The 15,237-nt window shown below is 70.2% G+C and carries 14 protein-coding genes and 1 pseudogene; 8 read left to right on the forward strand and 7 right to left on the reverse strand.

Annotation, left to right across the window (positions count from 1 at the left end):
* Nucleotides 1–2: 2 nt before the first annotated feature.
* Entirely contained in the window at nucleotides 3–1,232 is a 1,230-nt protein-coding gene (locus ABGB01_RS14890) for a cation:proton antiporter (protein ID WP_347773871.1), read from the reverse strand.
* A 258-nt stretch (nucleotides 1,233–1,490) separates the two neighbouring features.
* On the reverse strand, nucleotides 1,491–1,940 hold the full coding sequence (locus ABGB01_RS14895; protein WP_347773872.1) for a MarR family transcriptional regulator: 450 nt from the start codon (nucleotides 1,938–1,940) through the stop codon (nucleotides 1,491–1,493).
* Nucleotides 1,941–1,990: 50 nt separating this feature from the next.
* Between ABGB01_RS14895 and ABGB01_RS14900 the strand changes: the two genes are divergently transcribed.
* From ABGB01_RS14900 to ABGB01_RS14925, 6 genes and pseudogenes are all read left to right on the forward strand, one after another.
* Entirely contained in the window at nucleotides 1,991–2,851 is an 861-nt protein-coding gene (locus ABGB01_RS14900; protein ID WP_347773873.1) for an SDR family NAD(P)-dependent oxidoreductase, read from the forward strand.
* Nucleotides 2,852–3,069: 218 nt separating this feature from the next.
* Nucleotides 3,070–3,513 (forward strand): CBS domain-containing protein, encoded by a 444-nt coding sequence (locus tag ABGB01_RS14905; RefSeq protein ID WP_347773874.1) that lies wholly within the window; start codon nucleotides 3,070–3,072, stop codon nucleotides 3,511–3,513.
* A complete protein-coding gene (locus tag ABGB01_RS14910; RefSeq protein WP_347773875.1) occupies nucleotides 3,510–4,802 on the forward strand; it encodes an ArsB/NhaD family transporter in 1,293 nt (430 codons plus the stop codon). Before ABGB01_RS14905 ends, ABGB01_RS14910 begins: the two co-directional genes overlap by 4 nt.
* A 103-nt stretch (nucleotides 4,803–4,905) precedes the next feature.
* Nucleotides 4,906–4,995 (forward strand): annotated as a pseudogene (locus ABGB01_RS14915) (DNA-binding response regulator); the annotation flags it as partial.
* 76 nt (nucleotides 4,996–5,071) lie between these two features.
* Nucleotides 5,072–5,476, forward strand: a complete 405-nt coding sequence (locus ABGB01_RS14920) for a pyridoxamine 5'-phosphate oxidase family protein (RefSeq protein WP_347773876.1) — start codon at nucleotides 5,072–5,074, stop codon at nucleotides 5,474–5,476.
* Between the two features lie 352 nt (nucleotides 5,477–5,828).
* Complete coding sequence (locus ABGB01_RS14925) at nucleotides 5,829–8,405, forward strand: cation-translocating P-type ATPase (protein WP_347773877.1); 2,577 nt, start codon at nucleotides 5,829–5,831, stop codon at nucleotides 8,403–8,405.
* A 103-nt stretch (nucleotides 8,406–8,508) separates the two neighbouring features.
* Here ABGB01_RS14925 and ABGB01_RS14930 read toward each other — a convergent pair whose 3' ends face one another.
* On the reverse strand, nucleotides 8,509–9,342 hold the full coding sequence (locus ABGB01_RS14930; protein ID WP_347773878.1) for a methyltransferase domain-containing protein: 834 nt from the start codon (nucleotides 9,340–9,342) through the stop codon (nucleotides 8,509–8,511).
* Complete coding sequence (locus tag ABGB01_RS14935) at nucleotides 9,339–9,953, reverse strand: hypothetical protein (RefSeq protein ID WP_347773879.1); 615 nt, start codon at nucleotides 9,951–9,953, stop codon at nucleotides 9,339–9,341. Before ABGB01_RS14935 ends, ABGB01_RS14930 begins: the two co-directional genes overlap by 4 nt.
* 272 nt (nucleotides 9,954–10,225) lie before the next feature.
* Between ABGB01_RS14935 and ABGB01_RS14940 the strand changes: the two genes are divergently transcribed.
* Nucleotides 10,226–11,098 carry a universal stress protein gene (locus ABGB01_RS14940; protein WP_347773880.1) on the forward strand — a complete coding sequence of 291 codons (873 nt, stop codon included), beginning with the start codon at nucleotides 10,226–10,228 and terminating at the stop codon, nucleotides 11,096–11,098.
* A 100-nt stretch (nucleotides 11,099–11,198) separates the two neighbouring features.
* On the opposite strand, the gene ABGB01_RS14945 is transcribed toward ABGB01_RS14940, so the two are convergent.
* Complete coding sequence (locus tag ABGB01_RS14945; RefSeq protein ID WP_347773881.1) at nucleotides 11,199–11,666, reverse strand: CBS domain-containing protein; 468 nt, start codon at nucleotides 11,664–11,666, stop codon at nucleotides 11,199–11,201.
* 354 nt (nucleotides 11,667–12,020) lie between these two features.
* On the opposite strand from ABGB01_RS14945, the gene ABGB01_RS14950 reads away from it, so the two are divergent.
* Nucleotides 12,021–12,170 (forward strand): BON domain-containing protein, encoded by a 150-nt coding sequence (locus ABGB01_RS14950; protein WP_347773882.1) that lies wholly within the window; start codon nucleotides 12,021–12,023, stop codon nucleotides 12,168–12,170.
* Nucleotides 12,171–12,190: 20 nt separating this feature from the next.
* Here the strand turns inward: ABGB01_RS14950 and fdhF are convergent, their stop codons facing one another.
* Together fdhF and ABGB01_RS14960 are read right to left on the reverse strand one after the other, a co-directional pair.
* Nucleotides 12,191–14,869, reverse strand: coding sequence for a formate dehydrogenase subunit alpha (fdhF, locus tag ABGB01_RS14955; protein WP_347773883.1), 2,679 nt, complete (start codon nucleotides 14,867–14,869; stop codon nucleotides 12,191–12,193).
* Entirely contained in the window at nucleotides 14,866–15,123 is a 258-nt protein-coding gene (locus ABGB01_RS14960) for an NADH-ubiquinone oxidoreductase-F iron-sulfur binding region domain-containing protein (RefSeq protein ID WP_347774205.1), read from the reverse strand. Before ABGB01_RS14960 ends, fdhF begins: the two co-directional genes overlap by 4 nt.
* Between the last annotated feature and the right edge of the window lie 114 nt (nucleotides 15,124–15,237).

Genomic DNA, 15,237 nt, shown 5'->3' on the forward strand with positions numbered 1-15,237 from the left:
GCTCATGACGGGGCATCCTCCTGGGCGCGGCCGCGGAGCCGGCGTGTGATACCGAACCAGGCGGGCACGTCACGCTCGTCGTCGAAGCCACGGGCGACCACGACGTCGGTGGAGGAGTGCAGGATGATCGACAGGACGATGGTCACCGCGACGAGCTGGAAGACGCTCTGGGCCGTGGTGATGCCGGAGGCCAGGACGATCAATCCGTAGACGACGGAGGCGAAGCCCTTGGGGCCGAACCAGGCCACCGCGGCCTGCTCCCGCACGCTGAGCCCGGAGCCGAGGAACGACACCCAGATCGCCACCGGCCGGGCCAGCACCAGTGCCAGGATCGCGAACAGCCAGCCCTGCCAGCCGACCGAGCCGAGCAGGGCGGGAGTGATGAGCGCGCCGAACACCAACAGCGCCGCCAGCTTCAACAGCTCGGCGATGAGCTCGCCGAAATGTTCGAACGACTCGCGCTGCCGCTCGCCGAAGGTGGCGACGGTGATCCCGGCGGCGAAGGCCGCCAGGAAGAGGTTGCCGTGCGTGGCCTTGCCCACCGCCAGCACCAGCAGGCCGATGGCCAGGCCGTTGAGTGGTTCGTACTGGGTGGAGGCGGAGAACCAGCGGGTCTGCTCCAGTTTGATCGCCAGCCACGGGATGGCCACCCCGATGACGATGCCGAGGCCGAGTTCGAGACCGAGCTCACCCAGATGCAGGTCGTCCGAGCCGGCCGCGACGGCCAGGAACACCATGACGAACGGCAGCGCCAGGCCGTCGTTGACGCCCGACTCCACGTTCAGCAGCTGCCGCAGCCGGGGTGGCACCTTGTCGTTACCGACCAGCGCGGCGGCGAACACCGGGTCGGTCGGCGCCAGGATCGCGCCGACCAGCAGCGACTCGACCCACCCGAGACCGAGCAGGTAATGGGCGGCCAGCGCGGTGATGATCAGCGTGAGCGGCAGCCCCCACCCCAAGGCCCGACCGGGCAGACGCCACGCGCCACGCAGATCCTTCCAGCCGACCCGCATGCCGTCGGTGAACAGCACGGCGAACAGCGCCAGCTCCGCCAGCGTGGCCACCAGATCGTCGCCGGGCCGCAGTGACACCACGCCCAGCGCACCATCGCCGAGCACGAACCCGGCCACCAGGAACAGGGCCGCCGTGGACAGGATGGTGCGGTGGGCCAGACTGGACAGCAGCACGGCCAGCATCAGCATGCCCGCGAACGCAGGCAACAGCGCACCCATCAGGTGGCCTCTCCTCTGTGTCGAACACCGACGCATGCCACCGACCGAACCTGCCGGCTCACCACGTCGACTGCGCCAGAGCCACCTCGGCCCGGATGGCGACCCGATGTTCCTGAGGACTCGCTGGTGCGCACGTCCAGCCCTTCTACACGATCGGCGGCAGAAACTGCCGACCAGACTTCCCGGCGCACCTGCAGGGAACCTATCAGGGCGCGTCAAGACGGGCGCGGGGCGGTGCCGTCAAGCGCTGTTCGGCTGTCAGTGGCGCTCTCGGTCCCATTGGTCGAGGAGCTTGGGGAACTCGCGGCCCATGAAGCCGTACATGTCGCGCATGAGCTCCAGCCTGGCCCGGCTCCTGGGGTTGTGGCCGACCACGGCCAGGCCCTGTTCGGCGAGCTGTGCGAACGCGGTGAACTCGGCCATCTTGGCCTTGAATGCGCGTCCGAAGACGTCCTCGGTCAGCCGGTAGTGATCGCGGCGCCCGCGGGGCGGGCGGAAGCGCTCGACGAGCCCGCCCCGTTCGAGCTGGCCCAGGGCGACGCTCATGCTGCTCTTGGCCACGCCGAGCTGCTCGCACAACTTCGGGGCGTCGGCGGAATCGTCCGGATCGGCCAGGAGCACGCCGATGACCCGGCCCGCCGTACGGCTGAGTCCCAGACGTTCGAAGTACAGCCCTGCACTCTCCACGAACTCCTCGACACCGGTCACGCACAGATTCTAGTCTGTTCGGAGTGTTCCGAACAGACTAGAATCCTCGCATGCTGTCCATCGCCGTCACCGGCGCCAACTCCGGGATCGGCCTGCGCGCCGCCCGCGCCCTCGCCGCCGCGGGCCACCACGTGCTCGCGTTGTGCCGAGACCCTGCCCGCGGCCGCGCCGCACTGGCCGACATCAACGCCCACGCCGCGCACCCGGCCCGCCTGATCCAGGCGGACCTGTCGGCACCCGCCTCCATCGAGGCCGCCGTCGAGCAACTCGCGCAGACCGCCGGTCACCTCGACGTGCTCGTCAACAACGCCGCCGTCTTCGACCAGACGCTCCGCGCGCCCCTTCTCACGGCGGACGGGCACGAACTGTTCTGGGCGACCAACCACCTCGGCCCCTTCCTGCTGACCGCACGCCTCAGCCCGCTGCTCGCCGCCGCGGACAAGCCTCGCGTGATCAATGTCGCCAGCAAGGGCCTGCTCTCGATGCCACGCATCCGGATCCGTTTCGACCAGCTCGACGACCCGAGCTGGTACAGCCCGACCCGCGCCTACTACCACGCCAAACTCGCCCAGATCATGACCACTTTCACCCTGGCCGAGAAGGCCGCAGGACACCTGGAGACGACCTGCGTGCGCGTCCCCGCCGTACGTCTCGACCCGGACCGCGTGGCGGCCATGCCCTGGTTGCAGCGCACCTTGTACGCCCCGAAGAACCGCATGGCCGCCCCCGCCGAACGTCTCGGTGAGACCTACGCCCGGCTGGCCACCTGGGACGGGAACCTACCGGGACCCTACGTGGACGAGGACCTCCGCCCGGTCCGCGCCCCGGCCTTCGCCTACGACGAGGCCGCCCGCGAACGCCTCTGGACGGTGTCCCAGGCCGCCACCGGCCACCCCGCCTGGGCCTGGTGACCGCGAGGGCGGGTCACGATCACTTCCTGGCCATACGAGATCCGGTGGACGCTGGACGGCGCGAGCGACCGCCGGAAGGGGCGGGACGTGATCGTTTCCGTTATCTGCCCGTACGCGGCCGGTCGCCACCGTTCGCGGAGAGTTGATACGTTGGTGACAGGTGTGCCGGGAAGTCTGGTCGGCGATCCCCACCGTCGATCACGAAAGAGGGCACGAAGATGCGCGCAAGCGATCTTGCATGCGATTTTCCGACCGTCACCGCGGACACGTCCGTGTACGACGCCGCCCGGCTCCTCGCCGAGCAGGACCTACCGGGCCTCATCGTGGTCGACGAGCACGGTTTGCCCGTCACCATCCTGCCCGGCACACAGGTGCTCCGGCTGGCTGTGCCCGGCTACTGCCAGGACGATCCGGCGCTGGCGCGAGTCGTCGACGAACCACACGCTGACCGGTTCCTGCACGCTCTGACCGGCCGAACCGTCCGGGACGCGCTACCGGCACAGCCGCGCGAACTGCCGATCAGCGACCCCGATGCCACCATCCTGGAGCTGGCCGCGTTGATGGCGCGCACGCACAGCCCGCTCGTAGCCGTGGTGGACGACGGGCGGTTGCTGGGCGCGGTCACGCTGCAGGCGCTGCTGGACCGGGCGGTGGCCGCGTGACCGTCACCGCATGGCTGGCAGTGGCGGTCTTCCTGTGCGCGTACGCGCTGATCGCCACCGAGAAGATCCACCGCGTCGCCGCCGCGCTCGGCGGCGCCGGCCTCATGCTGCTGATCCACGCCACCGACGCCGGAGCCGCGTTCTTCGACGAGCACACCGGCATCGACTGGAACGTCATCTTCCTGCTGCTCGGCATGATGGTCATCGTCGGTGTGCTGAAACAGACCGGCATCTTCGAGTATCTGGCGATCTGGGCGGCCAAACGGGCCAAGGGCCATCCGTACCGGCTGATGGTGCTGCTGGTGGTCATCACCGCCGCCGCCTCGGCGCTGCTGGACAACGTCACCACCGTGCTGCTGATCGCGCCCGTGACCTTCCTGGTGTGCGAACGGCTGGCGCTGAACGCGGCGCCGTTCCTCATCGCCGAGGCCATGGCCTCCAACATCGGCGGCGCCGCCACCCTGGTCGGCGACCCGCCGAACATCATCATCGCCAGCCGCGCGGGCCTGAGCTTCAACGACTTCCTCATCCACATGGCGCCCCTCGTCATCGTGCTGATGATCGTCTTCATCGGGTTGTGCCGGATCCTGTTCAGGAGGTCCTTCCACTACGACCCGGATCGCGCGGCCGAGATCATGGCGCTCAACGAGCGGGAGGCCATCGCAAACCCGCGGCTGCTCTGGCAGAGCCTCACCGTGCTGGCCCTGGTCATGATCGGATTCGTGCTCCATCCCGTGCTGCACTACGAGCCGTCGGTGGTGGCCATCCTCGGCGCGGGCGTCCTGGTGGCCGCCACGAAGGTCACCACCGAGGACGCGATCGAAGAGGTGGAGTGGCCGACACTGGTGTTCTTCGCCGGGCTGTTCGTCATGGTCGGTGCGCTCGTGGAGACCGGCGTGATCGGCCAGATCTCGCAGGCCGCGACGGCCGCCACCGAAGGCCGGCTGGAGCTCACCACCATGGGCCTGCTCTGGGCCTCGGCCGGGTTGTCGGCCATCGTCGACAACATCCCCTACGTCGCCACCATGAGTCCCATCGTCGCCGAACTGGTCCAGGCGGGCGGCGGCAACGACCAGGCCGGGGTGTTGTGGTGGGCGCTGGCCTTCGGCGCCGACCTGGGCGGCAACGCCACCGCCGTCGGCGCGGCGGCGAACGTGGTCATCCTCGGCATCGCCGCCCGCAACGGCACCCCGATCAGCTTCTGGCAGTTCACCAAGTACGGCCTGATCGTCACCGTGGTGACCATCACGCTGACCGCGCCGTACCTCTGGTTGCGCTACCTGACCTGATGTTCACCCCGCAGAGCCGAGAAGGACGAACGTCGCCGCTGACAGATCGGCCAAGGACCTTGGTCCCTATGGGCGCCGGGCGGGACGAGATGGCGTCAGAGGCATGATTCGCGTCTTTCTCCTTGACGATCACGAGGTTGTCCGGCGGGGCGTGGCCGCCCTGCTGGACGCCGAGGACGACATCGAGCTGATCAGCAGCATGGCGTGGGACCTTCGGACGGGACTTTCGCCCCTGATGCCGGCGAAGACGCGGTGAGATGCTGGTGGACATGCGACTCGATTCGTCCGGACTCCAGGTGCTCTCCCGGGAGGAGTGTCTACGCCTGCTGTCGTCCACGCCGATCGGGCGGATCGTCTTCACCGATCGCGCCCTGCCCGCCGTCCAGCCCGTCAACTTCTGCCTCGACGGCGAGAGCATCGTCATCCGCACCTCCATCGGGTCGAAACTGGCCGCCGCCACCCGCCGGGCCGTGGTGGCGTTCGAGGCCGACGAGTTCGATCCCGAGATGCGCACCGGCTGGTCGGTCACAGCGGTCGGGCATGCGCGGGCCGCCACCGATCCCGCTGAGATCGCCCGGCTGGCCACGCTCCCTCTTCACCCATGGACGCCGGGAAGCCGGGATCACTACATCGTGGTCGACGCCGAGCAGGTCTCCGGTCGCCAAGTCACCTGACATCACGACCGCGCGGCTCTGCGGCGAGCGCGACCACGTCAACGTGATCGTCGCCGGCAACCGACCGGCGACGACCTCCCGGACATAGACCTGTCCCGCGGTGCCACCGTCGCCGACATCGTCACCACAGTGGCCATCACTGCCGCGCAGGTACGCGACCACAACGGTGAGGGCACGGCCGAAACGGCGATACGTCGCCGAAGACGGCAGCCGGTCACTCACGCACCTGCCGTCCGGCTTCCCCTTCCGGGACCTTCGTCCCTGGGCTGCGGGTTCATTTCCTGCGAAAACAGGTATGCGAAACGATGCGGCGGTTCGGCCGATCAGATGACCTGGGAGCAGGGAGGACGACGTGGTGGTTCCCACACGCCCCGGACTGTCATCCGGAGAAGCGGAGGCGCGTCTGGAGCGGGATGGGCCCAACCTGCTCCCGGAGAAGCCACCCGTCCCGCTGTGGCGGAGAGTCGCAGCCCACCTGCGCGATCCACTGATCATCGTCCTGCTCGTGGCGGCGGCGTTGACCGTCGCCACGGGCGACTGGACCGACACCGCCGTGATCATGCTCGTGGTCCTCGTCAACACCTCCGTCGGGGTCGTGCAGGAGGTGCGCGCCGACCGGGCGATCACGGCGTTGTCACAGCTCACCGCCCCGACAGCGCGTGTGATCCGCGACGGCTCGCAGAAGGAGATCCCGGCGGCCGACGTGGTCGTCGGAGACCTGCTGGTCCTGGCGGAAGGCGACATCGTCGTAGCCGACGCCACGGTGGCGGAATCGGCCGCGTTGCTGGTCGACGAGTCGTCGTTGACGGGAGAGTCCGTGCCGGTGGACAAGGCCGTCGACGATCAGGTCTCCTCCGGCACCGTCGTGGTACGGGGACGTGGCGCGGCGACGGTCACCGCCGTGGGCGCGGCGAGCACGAGCGGCCGGATCGCGTCCATGATGGTCAAGGGAGCCGGTCTGACGCCGTTGCAACGCCGCCTGGTGGGAGTCGGCCGCCTGCTGGCCGGCGTCGCGGTGGCGCTGTCGGCGCTGGTGCTGGCGCTGGGCCTGGTGCGCGGGCAACCGGTCGAGCTGATGGTGGTGACCGCGATCAGCCTGGTGGTCGCGGCCGTGCCCGAGTCCCTTCCCGCGGTCGTGACTCTGAGCCTGGCCCTGGGAGCCCGCCGGATGGCCGCGCGCAACGCTCTCGTACGCAGGCTGCCCGCCGTGGAGACGCTGGGCGCGGTGACCGTGCTCGCCACCGACAAGACCGGCACCCTGACCGAAGGCAGGATGGTCGCCCGGCGCCTCTGGACTCCCTCCGGAGAGGCCACGATCACCGGTTCCGGCTACGCACCCGACGGCGAGATCGTACGCGACGGCTCCCTCCGCAACGCCCACCTCACCGACCTGCTCGTGGCGAGCGTGCTCTGCAACGACGCCAGGTTGTCGCCGCCGCAGGACGACGGCGGGGAGTGGGCGGCGCTGGGCGATCCCACCGAGGCGGCCCTGCTCGCCGCCGGCGCCAAACTCGGCCTCGACCGCGAGCACCTGCACGAGCGCTTTCCACGGCTGGCCGAACGTCCCTTCGACAGCGAAAGAAAGCGGATGAGCACCGTGCACCGCCTGCCCGGCGGACGTGGCCGGGTGATCTGCAAGGGCGCCCCCGAGGTGCTGCTCCGCCCGCCCTTTCTGGCCGGCGACCCGGGGTTGGCGGCCCGCGCCGCCGAGCGCGCCGAGCAACTCGCCCGGGAGGGTTACCGAGTCCTGGCGGTGGCCGGCCGCGACCTGGACGCCGTCCCGGAAACGGCGCCGGAGAGCGGGCTGTCCCTGCTCGGGCTGGTCGCGCTCCTGGACCCTCCGCGCCCGGCTGCGGCCACCGCCATCGCGGACTGCAAGCGGGCCGGCATCAGGCCGCTCCTCATCACCGGCGATCATCCTGGGACCGCCCGTGCCATCGCCACCGACCTGGGCATCATCGACACCGGCGATCCGGTTGTGGACCTCCGGGGCCCCGGGACGCCCGACCATCTCCAGACCCGCGTGTACGCCCGGGCCACCCCCGGGCAGAAGCTCGAGATCATCGAGGATCTGCGGACGCGCGGCGAGACCCTGGCCATGACCGGAGACGGCGTCAACGACGGCCCCGCGCTGCGACGCGCCGACATCGGCGTGGCCATGGGCGAGCGCGGGACCGAAGTCGCCCGTCAGGCCGCCGACCTCGTGCTGGCCGACGACGACCTGGACACCGTGGTCGCGGCCGTCGAGGAGGGCCGCCGGGTCTACGCCAACATCCGCCGGTTCCTGGTCTACGGCCTGTCCGGCGGAGCGGCCGAGATCGCCGTGATGTTGCTCGGACCGTTCGCCGGCCTCGCCGTCCCGCTCCTGCCCGCCCAGATCCTGTGGATCAACCTGCTCACCCATGGACTGCCCGGCGTGGCTCTCGGCGGCGAACCCTCCGTGCCCGGATCCATGACCCGCCCGCCGCGGCCGCCCGGCGAGAGCATCCTCGGCGGGGGACTGTGGCAACGCCTGATCCGCATCGCCGTCGTCCTCACGGCCGTCACCCTCGGCGTCGCCGTCTGGGCCCACCAGTCCGGCCGCCCCTGGCAGAGCATGGCCTTCTTCGCCCTCGGCGCCACGCAACTCGGCGTCGCGCTCGGTTCCCGCACCCGGCCCGGCTCGCGGGCCAACCCCTTGCTGCTGCTCTCCGTCGCCGGTGCGCTCGTCCTGCAGCTCGCGGGGTTGTACCTGCCGCTGCTGCAGGAGTTGCTCGGCACCGAACCACTCGTCCTGGGCGATCTGCTGATCGTCAGCGCGCTGTCGGTCCTCGGCTATGCCGCCGCCCGCCTCGACCGGATCCTGCACCCGCACCGGCCGGCCCGATCACCGGCCATGGGATGTGGAGGACCTGGCGACGGTGGACGGACTCCGCTGAGGCGGTCCTGACTCTGAGGCTGCCGCTCAGCCGGGCGATGTCCTCGTCGTGGCACCTCCGGCAGGACGCGCGACCGGCCCACGCCGGGCAGTGCGACGAGCGCATGCCGGCGCGTCACTCGATTTGGGCCGTGACAATCCAGGCCGAGGCAACCAGTCGTACGGCGCTGTCGCGTTCATGACGGCGCAACGCTTCCGCCAACGCGGACCGGGCTCTTGCCATGGCGGTCTCTTCAGCACCAGAGACGAAGCCGGCCAGCTGAACGTCGAGCAGGAAATCCGCAGCGTGGGCGGCATCGTTGCCCAACTCGGTGAGGTACTCCACGGGGGACGTCGCAATGGCCGTGAAGCCCGCGCCGTTGAGCACGTCGCGGATGTGCGCCGGGTCGGTGAAGTCTGCGACTCCTCCCAGGAGTTCTTGGGGATCCGGGGTGGGAAGATGCTGGGCCAGCGAGTCGAAGATCACGTCCGTCTGGTCATCACCGGCGCGGTGACACAGGAACGCCAATCGGCCCTTGGGGCGGAGCGACCGTCTGATATTGGCGAACGCGGCGACGGGGTCGTCGAAGAACATGACCCCGGCGCGGCTGATGGCCACCTCGAAGTGCGCGTCTCTCAGCGGGTGGACTTGGGCGTCGCCGCGCTCGAAGGTGATGTTGCCGATCGCTTGCTCCGCGGAGAGGCGTCGGGCGATCTCCAGCATCGGAGTCGACAGGTCGATCCCGACGGCATGCCCGCGGGCCGCCTGACGTGCGGCGATCCGAGTGGTGTCGCCCGTACCGCAGCCGATGTCCAGAACCCGGTCACGCTCGCCGATGCCTGCGGCGGCGAACAAGTGCTCGTTGGCAGGTGCGGCCATGCGATCCAGACGTTGATAGTGATCGGCCCAGGTCCTGCCTTCCTCGCCGTTCCACGCCTCCTCCTGCCTGACATTGGCCACGAACGTCATGAGGCAGCCTCCGCATCGCTCAACTGCTTGACGAAGTGCCCGCGGCAGTGGGTGCAGCAGAACCCGTAAGTCTTCCCGCCGCGCTCCAGGATGACAGCGTCCTGGAGCGGGACGGTGGCGCCGCAGACCGGATCGACGATCATGTCGTCCGGGACTGGGGCGGCAGGGCCGGTTTTGGCTCGCTCGATCAGTTGCAGGACGTCGGAGGAGCGCTGGGCCCGCCCGTGCAGGCCGTAGCCACCCTCGGGAAGGCTGATCACGTGCACCACGGCCCGTGGCTCCGGATCGCCTTCCGCCTGCGCCAGTTCCGCGGTGATGCGGGAGATGAGGTGCTCGCTCATCTCCCTTCCCCACATCCCGGCGATCACGTTGACCACGTACCGGGGACCCTGCGAGGCGTCGAGCAGCCGCCCGCCGGCGCTCCATACCTCCTCCTCGCGCACCACCACGTGGCTGAGCGAGTCGAACAGGTCGATCACGCCGGGATCGGCAGCCGCCGGCTCCCCGTCCACGGCCGACAACAGGCGCCGCCCGGTCAGCCGCCCGGCGAGGCTTCGTCGCTCTTGCTCATCGAAAACACCCCTGGGCACCAGTAGCTCAACGAACAGCATCGTCGCTTTGTCCTTTTCGAAGAGAGGGTCCATCAGTGGAAATGCTTCCGCGCCGGGTTCCTCTCCGTCGTCGGCCCATAGACGACTCTCCCGGCTACCTCGCCGGTCTTAGCGGGCAGGCACTCTACGACCTGGGGAGTAGTGCGGTGGGCTCTCCTGCTCGAACGTGGCAGGGTCCACGCGCATCGGACACCGGTGAGGCTGACGGTGAAGCGGTGCGGTTGATCTGGTGGGGCATACCTGGTTTCGACGGTCATTCAAGGAGGTACGCAATGGCGATCAATGTGATCGTGGGCTATGACGGGTCGCCCATAGCGGCGGCGGCGATCGACGCCGGTGCGGCGCTGTTCCCGCAGGCACACGTGTGGATCACCCATCTGTGGACCCCGCCGTTCGCCAGCGAAAGCCTGCGCCGGCGGCTGTGGACGGGCACCGCCGGCCTCAACTCCTTCATCGAGGCGATCGAACGCGAGGGCGAAGCCGAGGCCCGCCGGCTCACCGACAGAGGCGTCAGGCTCGCGCGCACGGCCGGATGGAACGCCGAACCACTGGTGCGACGCGCCTACGGCGGCGAAGGACTGGTCTTCGCCCAACTCGCCCAGGAACTGGACGCCGACCTGGTCCTGCTCGGCTCGCGTGGCCTCGGCGGCGCCCACGCGATCCTGGGCAGCGTCTCGGACATGGTGGTGCACTACTCGCCACGCCCCGTCCTGATCGTGCCGGACCCCCTGCTGACCGCCGAGCAGGCGGCACTGGCGAACGGGCCGGTGCTCATCGGCTGGGACGGCTCGCCCGGAGCCGAAGCCGCCTTCACAGCGTCGGCGCGGCTGTTTCCTGGACGGAACCTGATTGTCGCGTCCGTGGACGGTGCGGAAATCGCGTCACCGGCGGACAGCCCGCCGCCCGCCGAGGGCCTCACCGTGGAGCGGGTGGACCTCGCGAGCGGGTACGGCGCGCCCGGACGCTCCGTGGCCGAGGCGCTCGGCGCGTACGGCCACAGCCGCGGCGCGGCCGTGCTCGTCGTCGGGTCACGTGGGCGTTCGGCGGTGCGGGAGATCCTCACCGGCAGCGTCGCGATGGCGACCCTGCATCGCGCCCACCGGCCGGTCATGGTCGTACCCCAGCCTCGTGAAAGACCCGTGTGACTCGGCCTGACGGCTCCCGGCCGCGCCGGGGGCGAACGTCCCCGATGACCGGGCCGAAGCTCCCACCAGGCTGCGCCCGGCGCTGCCGGTCATGACGAGGTCAGCCCTGGACCGGCAGCACCGGCTCGAGGCGGAACATCCCCGTGATGACCTCGCCGGATGGCTTCTCCAGCCGAACGTGGCCCGCCACAGCCCTCAACACGTCCCGGGCGGTGATCAGTCCGACCAGGCCATCACCGGACAGCACGGGCAGGGCATCACAATCCGCGTCGATCATGACCTCCGCGACGTGTTCCAGCGGCGTGTCCGGATGGACGCGCGGCCGGCGTTCACCCGTCAGCAGCTCGCGCACCTGACGGTTCGACTGCTCCCGTAGGCTGCCTGACCAGGACGCCGCCAGATCCTCGCGCGAGAGGATCCCGAGCACGTCGGCACCTTCCAGGACGGGGAGGTGGTGCACCTGGGCGCGGCGCATCAACTCCCAGGCGATGAGCGGCGACTCGTCCTGCTTGACCGCCACCAGAACGCGGCTCATCACCTGCCGCGCCGTGAGTGACTCGATCCTCATGACTCCTCCTACGTGAGGTCGCGTTCCTGGCTCCATCCTCGCGAAAGGGGAAACCGGCCGCCGGAGGCGGAAGTCCTCGACGATGGCGCCGTTGGTCCCATCCGTCTGCCGGCCATGTCGCGTCCGCTGACCAACGACTGCCTGGCTCGGGACTTCCGGCCCTGCAACCTCGCCTTCCCGCGAGATGCGATGAGAGCAACCAGAAAGGGCGCCTCGCCGCACGAGGGCCGCAAAGGAGCTGACCGCCATGCGCAATGACCGTCGCGGACGTGATGACCAGCCCCGCGATCACCATCTCCCCGGAGGCGTCGACGGTCTCGGCCGCCCGCCTCATGGACACCCACGGCGGGTGTCGTGACGCTGTCCGGCCAGATGGACCGCCGCACCGAGACCAGAGTCGCGGCCCGCATGACCGCTCGCGTCAAGGGCGTAGTCGACGTGATCAACAACCTGACGTGGAAGCACGACGACATCGTGGACCTGCCCGTGTGGGGCGGTGCATGACACGGGACGACGGGGTCACGCTATTCCTGGGCCTCCGGCCGGACGCGCAGCCGCACGGCGGTGACCTTGTATTCCGGGCACGAGGTGACGGTGTCCGCGTGGCTTGAGGTGAGGGCGTTGACCCGGCTGGCCGGGAAGTGAAAGGCGCAGAAGAGCTGGCCCTGCGAGACTTCCTCGGTGATGCAAGCCGGCAGCACGACCTGCCCGTGCCGGCTCTCCACGACCACCGGGGCACCGTCGCGGACGGCCAGGCGGGCGGCGTCGGCGGGATGGACGTCCAGCCGATCCACGGGGTCGAGTTCGACGGCGCCGGATCGCCGGGTCATGTTCCCGGAGTTGTAATGGGCCCAGCGGCGGCCCGTGATCAGGATCAGCGGATAGTCGTCGTCCGCGCTCTCGCCAGGGGGCAGGTAGGGGCGGGCGGCGAGATGCGCGAGCCCGTCCGCGGTGGCGAACCGGTCCTGATAGAGCCTGGCCTGCCCTGGACGGCCGGGATCGGAACACGGCCAGGGGACGGCGCCTTCCCGGTCCAGCCGCTCGTGGGAGATCCCGGCGAAGACGGGAGCCACTCGCCCGCACTCGGCGAGCGCCGCCGCTGGTGTCGCGCAGCCCAGGTCGGCTCCACAGGCTTCGGCGAGCGCGTGCACGATGGCGAAGTCGGTCCGGGCCTGACCGGGCGGGGCGAGCGCGGGGCGCACCCGCTGGAAACGACGGTCGAAGTTGACGAAAGTGCCGTCCTTCTCCAGCCAGGACGCGGCGGGCAGCACCACGTCGGCGCGGCGGGCCGTCTCCGAGAGGAAGAGCTCCTGGCTGATGACGAGGGGGCAGGCGTCCAGGGCCTCGATGACACGGTTGGCGTCGGGGTCGGTGGTGGCCACGTCCTCGCCGACGATCCACAGGACGCGCAGGTGTCCTGAGCGGGCCGCCGCGAACATCTGCGGGATGCGCAGGCCGTCGTGCTCCGGCAGGCGGGTGCCCCACACCTGCTCAGCCCGGCCGCGCGCCACCGGGTCGCGGACCTTTCCGTAGCCCGGCAGCAGATCCGGCAGAGCGCCCATGTCGGAGGCGCCCTGGACGTTGTTCTGGCCGCGCAGCGGGTTGACGCCGTAGCCGCGGTCGGTGCCGACCGCGCCGCGCAGAATCGCCAGGTTCGCCAGTGTGCGTACGCCGTCGGTGCCGTGCCGGTGTTCGGTCACGCCGAGGCCGTAGACGATCGCGGGACGTTCGGCCCGCCCGTAGAGCCGCGCGGCCGCGACCAGATCGGTCGCCGGCACGCCGGTGATCGCGGCGACCCGGTCAGGCGTGTAGTCCTCGAGGGTCGCGGTGAGCTCGGGCAGCCCGGTCGCGCGGTGGCGCAGGAACTCGTCGTCGACCATGCCTTCGGCGGACAGGATGTGAGCGAGCCCGTTGAACAGGGCGACGTTGGTTCCCGGTCGCGGTCGCAGGTGCACGTCGGCGTGTTCGGCGAGCCCGACGGAGCGCGGGTCGGCGACGATCAGCCGCGTGCCGTGCAACACCCGCTGGAGCAGGCGTGCGCCGATGACCGGATGCGCTTCGATGGGGTTGGCGCCCACGACGAGCAGGCAGTCGGCCCGCTCCACGTCGTCGAAGGGGTCGGTGCCCCCCGACAGGCCGAACGCGGCGGTCAGCCCGGCGGCCGACGGGGAGTGGCACAGACGCGAGCAGTTGTCGACGTTGTTGGTGCCGACGACCACTCTCATGAACTTCTGGATCAGATAGTTCTCCTCGTTGGTGGCGCGTGCCGAGGAGATCGCCGCCACCGCGTCGGGGCCGGCCTCGGCTACGGCGTCCCGTAGCCTGCGGGCGACATGGTCAAGTGCTTCGGCCCAGCTCACGGGCTCCAGGCCGGAACGGCGGCGCAGCAACGGCTGGGTGAGCCGCTCCGGGGAACGGAGGTATCCGTGGGCGAAACGGCCCTTGACGCAGGCGTGGCCACGGTTGACCTGGCCGTCCTTGGCCGGCCGTACCGCGGCGACCTCGTCGTCACGGACCAGCACGTCGAGGGCGCAGCCGACGCCGCAGTATCCACAGGTGGTGCGCGTGCGGGTGAACGTGGCCAGGTGCGTCCCGACGGGTAGTCCCGGCTCGGTGAGAGCGCCGGTGGGGCAGGTGTCCACGCACCCTCCGCACGCGACGCAGTCGGATTCGCCCCAGGGGCCGCCCGTGCCCGGCGCGACCATGGTCTCGGAGCCCCGTCCTACCAGTGTGAGCGCGAACGTGCCCTGCACCTCTGCGCACATGCGCACGCATCGGCCGCAGGCGATGCACAGGTCCCGGTCGAGCCGGACGAACGGATGACTGTCGTCACGGCCCCTTCCGGCTCCTCCTTCGGCGGCTTCCGGTTCGATGGCGAGTTCCTGGCAGAGCCGCGCCAGCTCACCGTCCCCTTCCAGCGCATAGGGCGGAAGCGCTGAGACGATCACTTCTACGGCGTCTCGCCGCAACTCGCGCAGATCATCCTGTTCGACGCGCACGTGCGTGCCCTCCGCCGCCGGGGTCACGCAGGCCGCCGCCAGGCGCCCGTCGACCCGTACCAGGCAGGCGCGGCAGGAGCCGACGGGTGTCAGCCGGTCGTCGTGGCAGAGCGTGGGCACATCGAGACCGGCGGCACGTACGGCGGACAGCAGCGTCGCCCCTTCCGGCAGGTCGACGGGCACGCCGTCCACGGTGACCCTCATCCGCCCCACCCCCGTAGACGGTCCCCGTATGCGCGGGCCAGGCTCCGGACAGCGGGCGGCAGCCGGCGGCCGAACGCGCACAGGCTGGCCTCGCTCATCACGCGCAGCATCCGGGCGTAGGCGTCGCCGGGCGGCTCGCCGGTCATGGCCTGCTCCAGCCCGCGGCGGGAGCCGACCCGGCAGGGCGAGCAGGCACCGCAGCTCTCCGCGGCGGCGAACGCCCACACGTGCCGCAACACCTCCAGCGGCTCCATCCGGTGGTCGATGGCCACCAACCCGGCATGGCCGAGCGCCGCACCATGGCGGGCCACACCCGCTTCCGTCAGGGGCACGTCCAGCTCCTGCTCCGACAGGAACCCGCCCAGCGG

Origin of the sequence: Nonomuraea sp. B5E05 (genome assembly GCF_039880665.1) — a bacterium.
GTDB lineage: Bacteria > Actinomycetota > Actinomycetes > Streptosporangiales > Streptosporangiaceae > Nonomuraea.

Bases quoted from the DNA above. Each gene is read 5' to 3' on its own strand.
- ABGB01_RS14890 (WP_347773871.1), bottom strand. From the start codon at position 1,232: ATGGGTGCGCTGTTGCCTGCGTTCGCGGGCATGCTGATGCTGGCCGTG.
- ABGB01_RS14900 (WP_347773873.1), top strand. From the start codon at position 1,991: ATGCTGTCCATCGCCGTCACCGGCGCCAACTCCGGGATCGGCCTGCGC.
- ABGB01_RS14905 (WP_347773874.1), top strand. From the start codon at position 3,070: ATGCGCGCAAGCGATCTTGCATGCGATTTTCCGACCGTCACCGCGGAC.
- ABGB01_RS14920 (WP_347773876.1), top strand. From the start codon at position 5,072: ATGCGACTCGATTCGTCCGGACTCCAGGTGCTCTCCCGGGAGGAGTGT.
- ABGB01_RS14930 (WP_347773878.1), bottom strand. From the start codon at position 9,342: ATGACGTTCGTGGCCAATGTCAGGCAGGAGGAGGCGTGGAACGGCGAG.
- ABGB01_RS14935 (WP_347773879.1), bottom strand. From the start codon at position 9,953: ATGCTGTTCGTTGAGCTACTGGTGCCCAGGGGTGTTTTCGATGAGCAA.
- ABGB01_RS14940 (WP_347773880.1), top strand. From the start codon at position 10,226: ATGGCGATCAATGTGATCGTGGGCTATGACGGGTCGCCCATAGCGGCG.
- ABGB01_RS14945 (WP_347773881.1), bottom strand. From the start codon at position 11,666: ATGAGGATCGAGTCACTCACGGCGCGGCAGGTGATGAGCCGCGTTCTG.
- fdhF (WP_347773883.1), bottom strand. From the start codon at position 14,869: ATGAGGGTCACCGTGGACGGCGTGCCCGTCGACCTGCCGGAAGGGGCG.
- ABGB01_RS14960 (WP_347774205.1), bottom strand. From the start codon at position 15,123: ATGGAGCCGCTGGAGGTGTTGCGGCACGTGTGGGCGTTCGCCGCCGCG.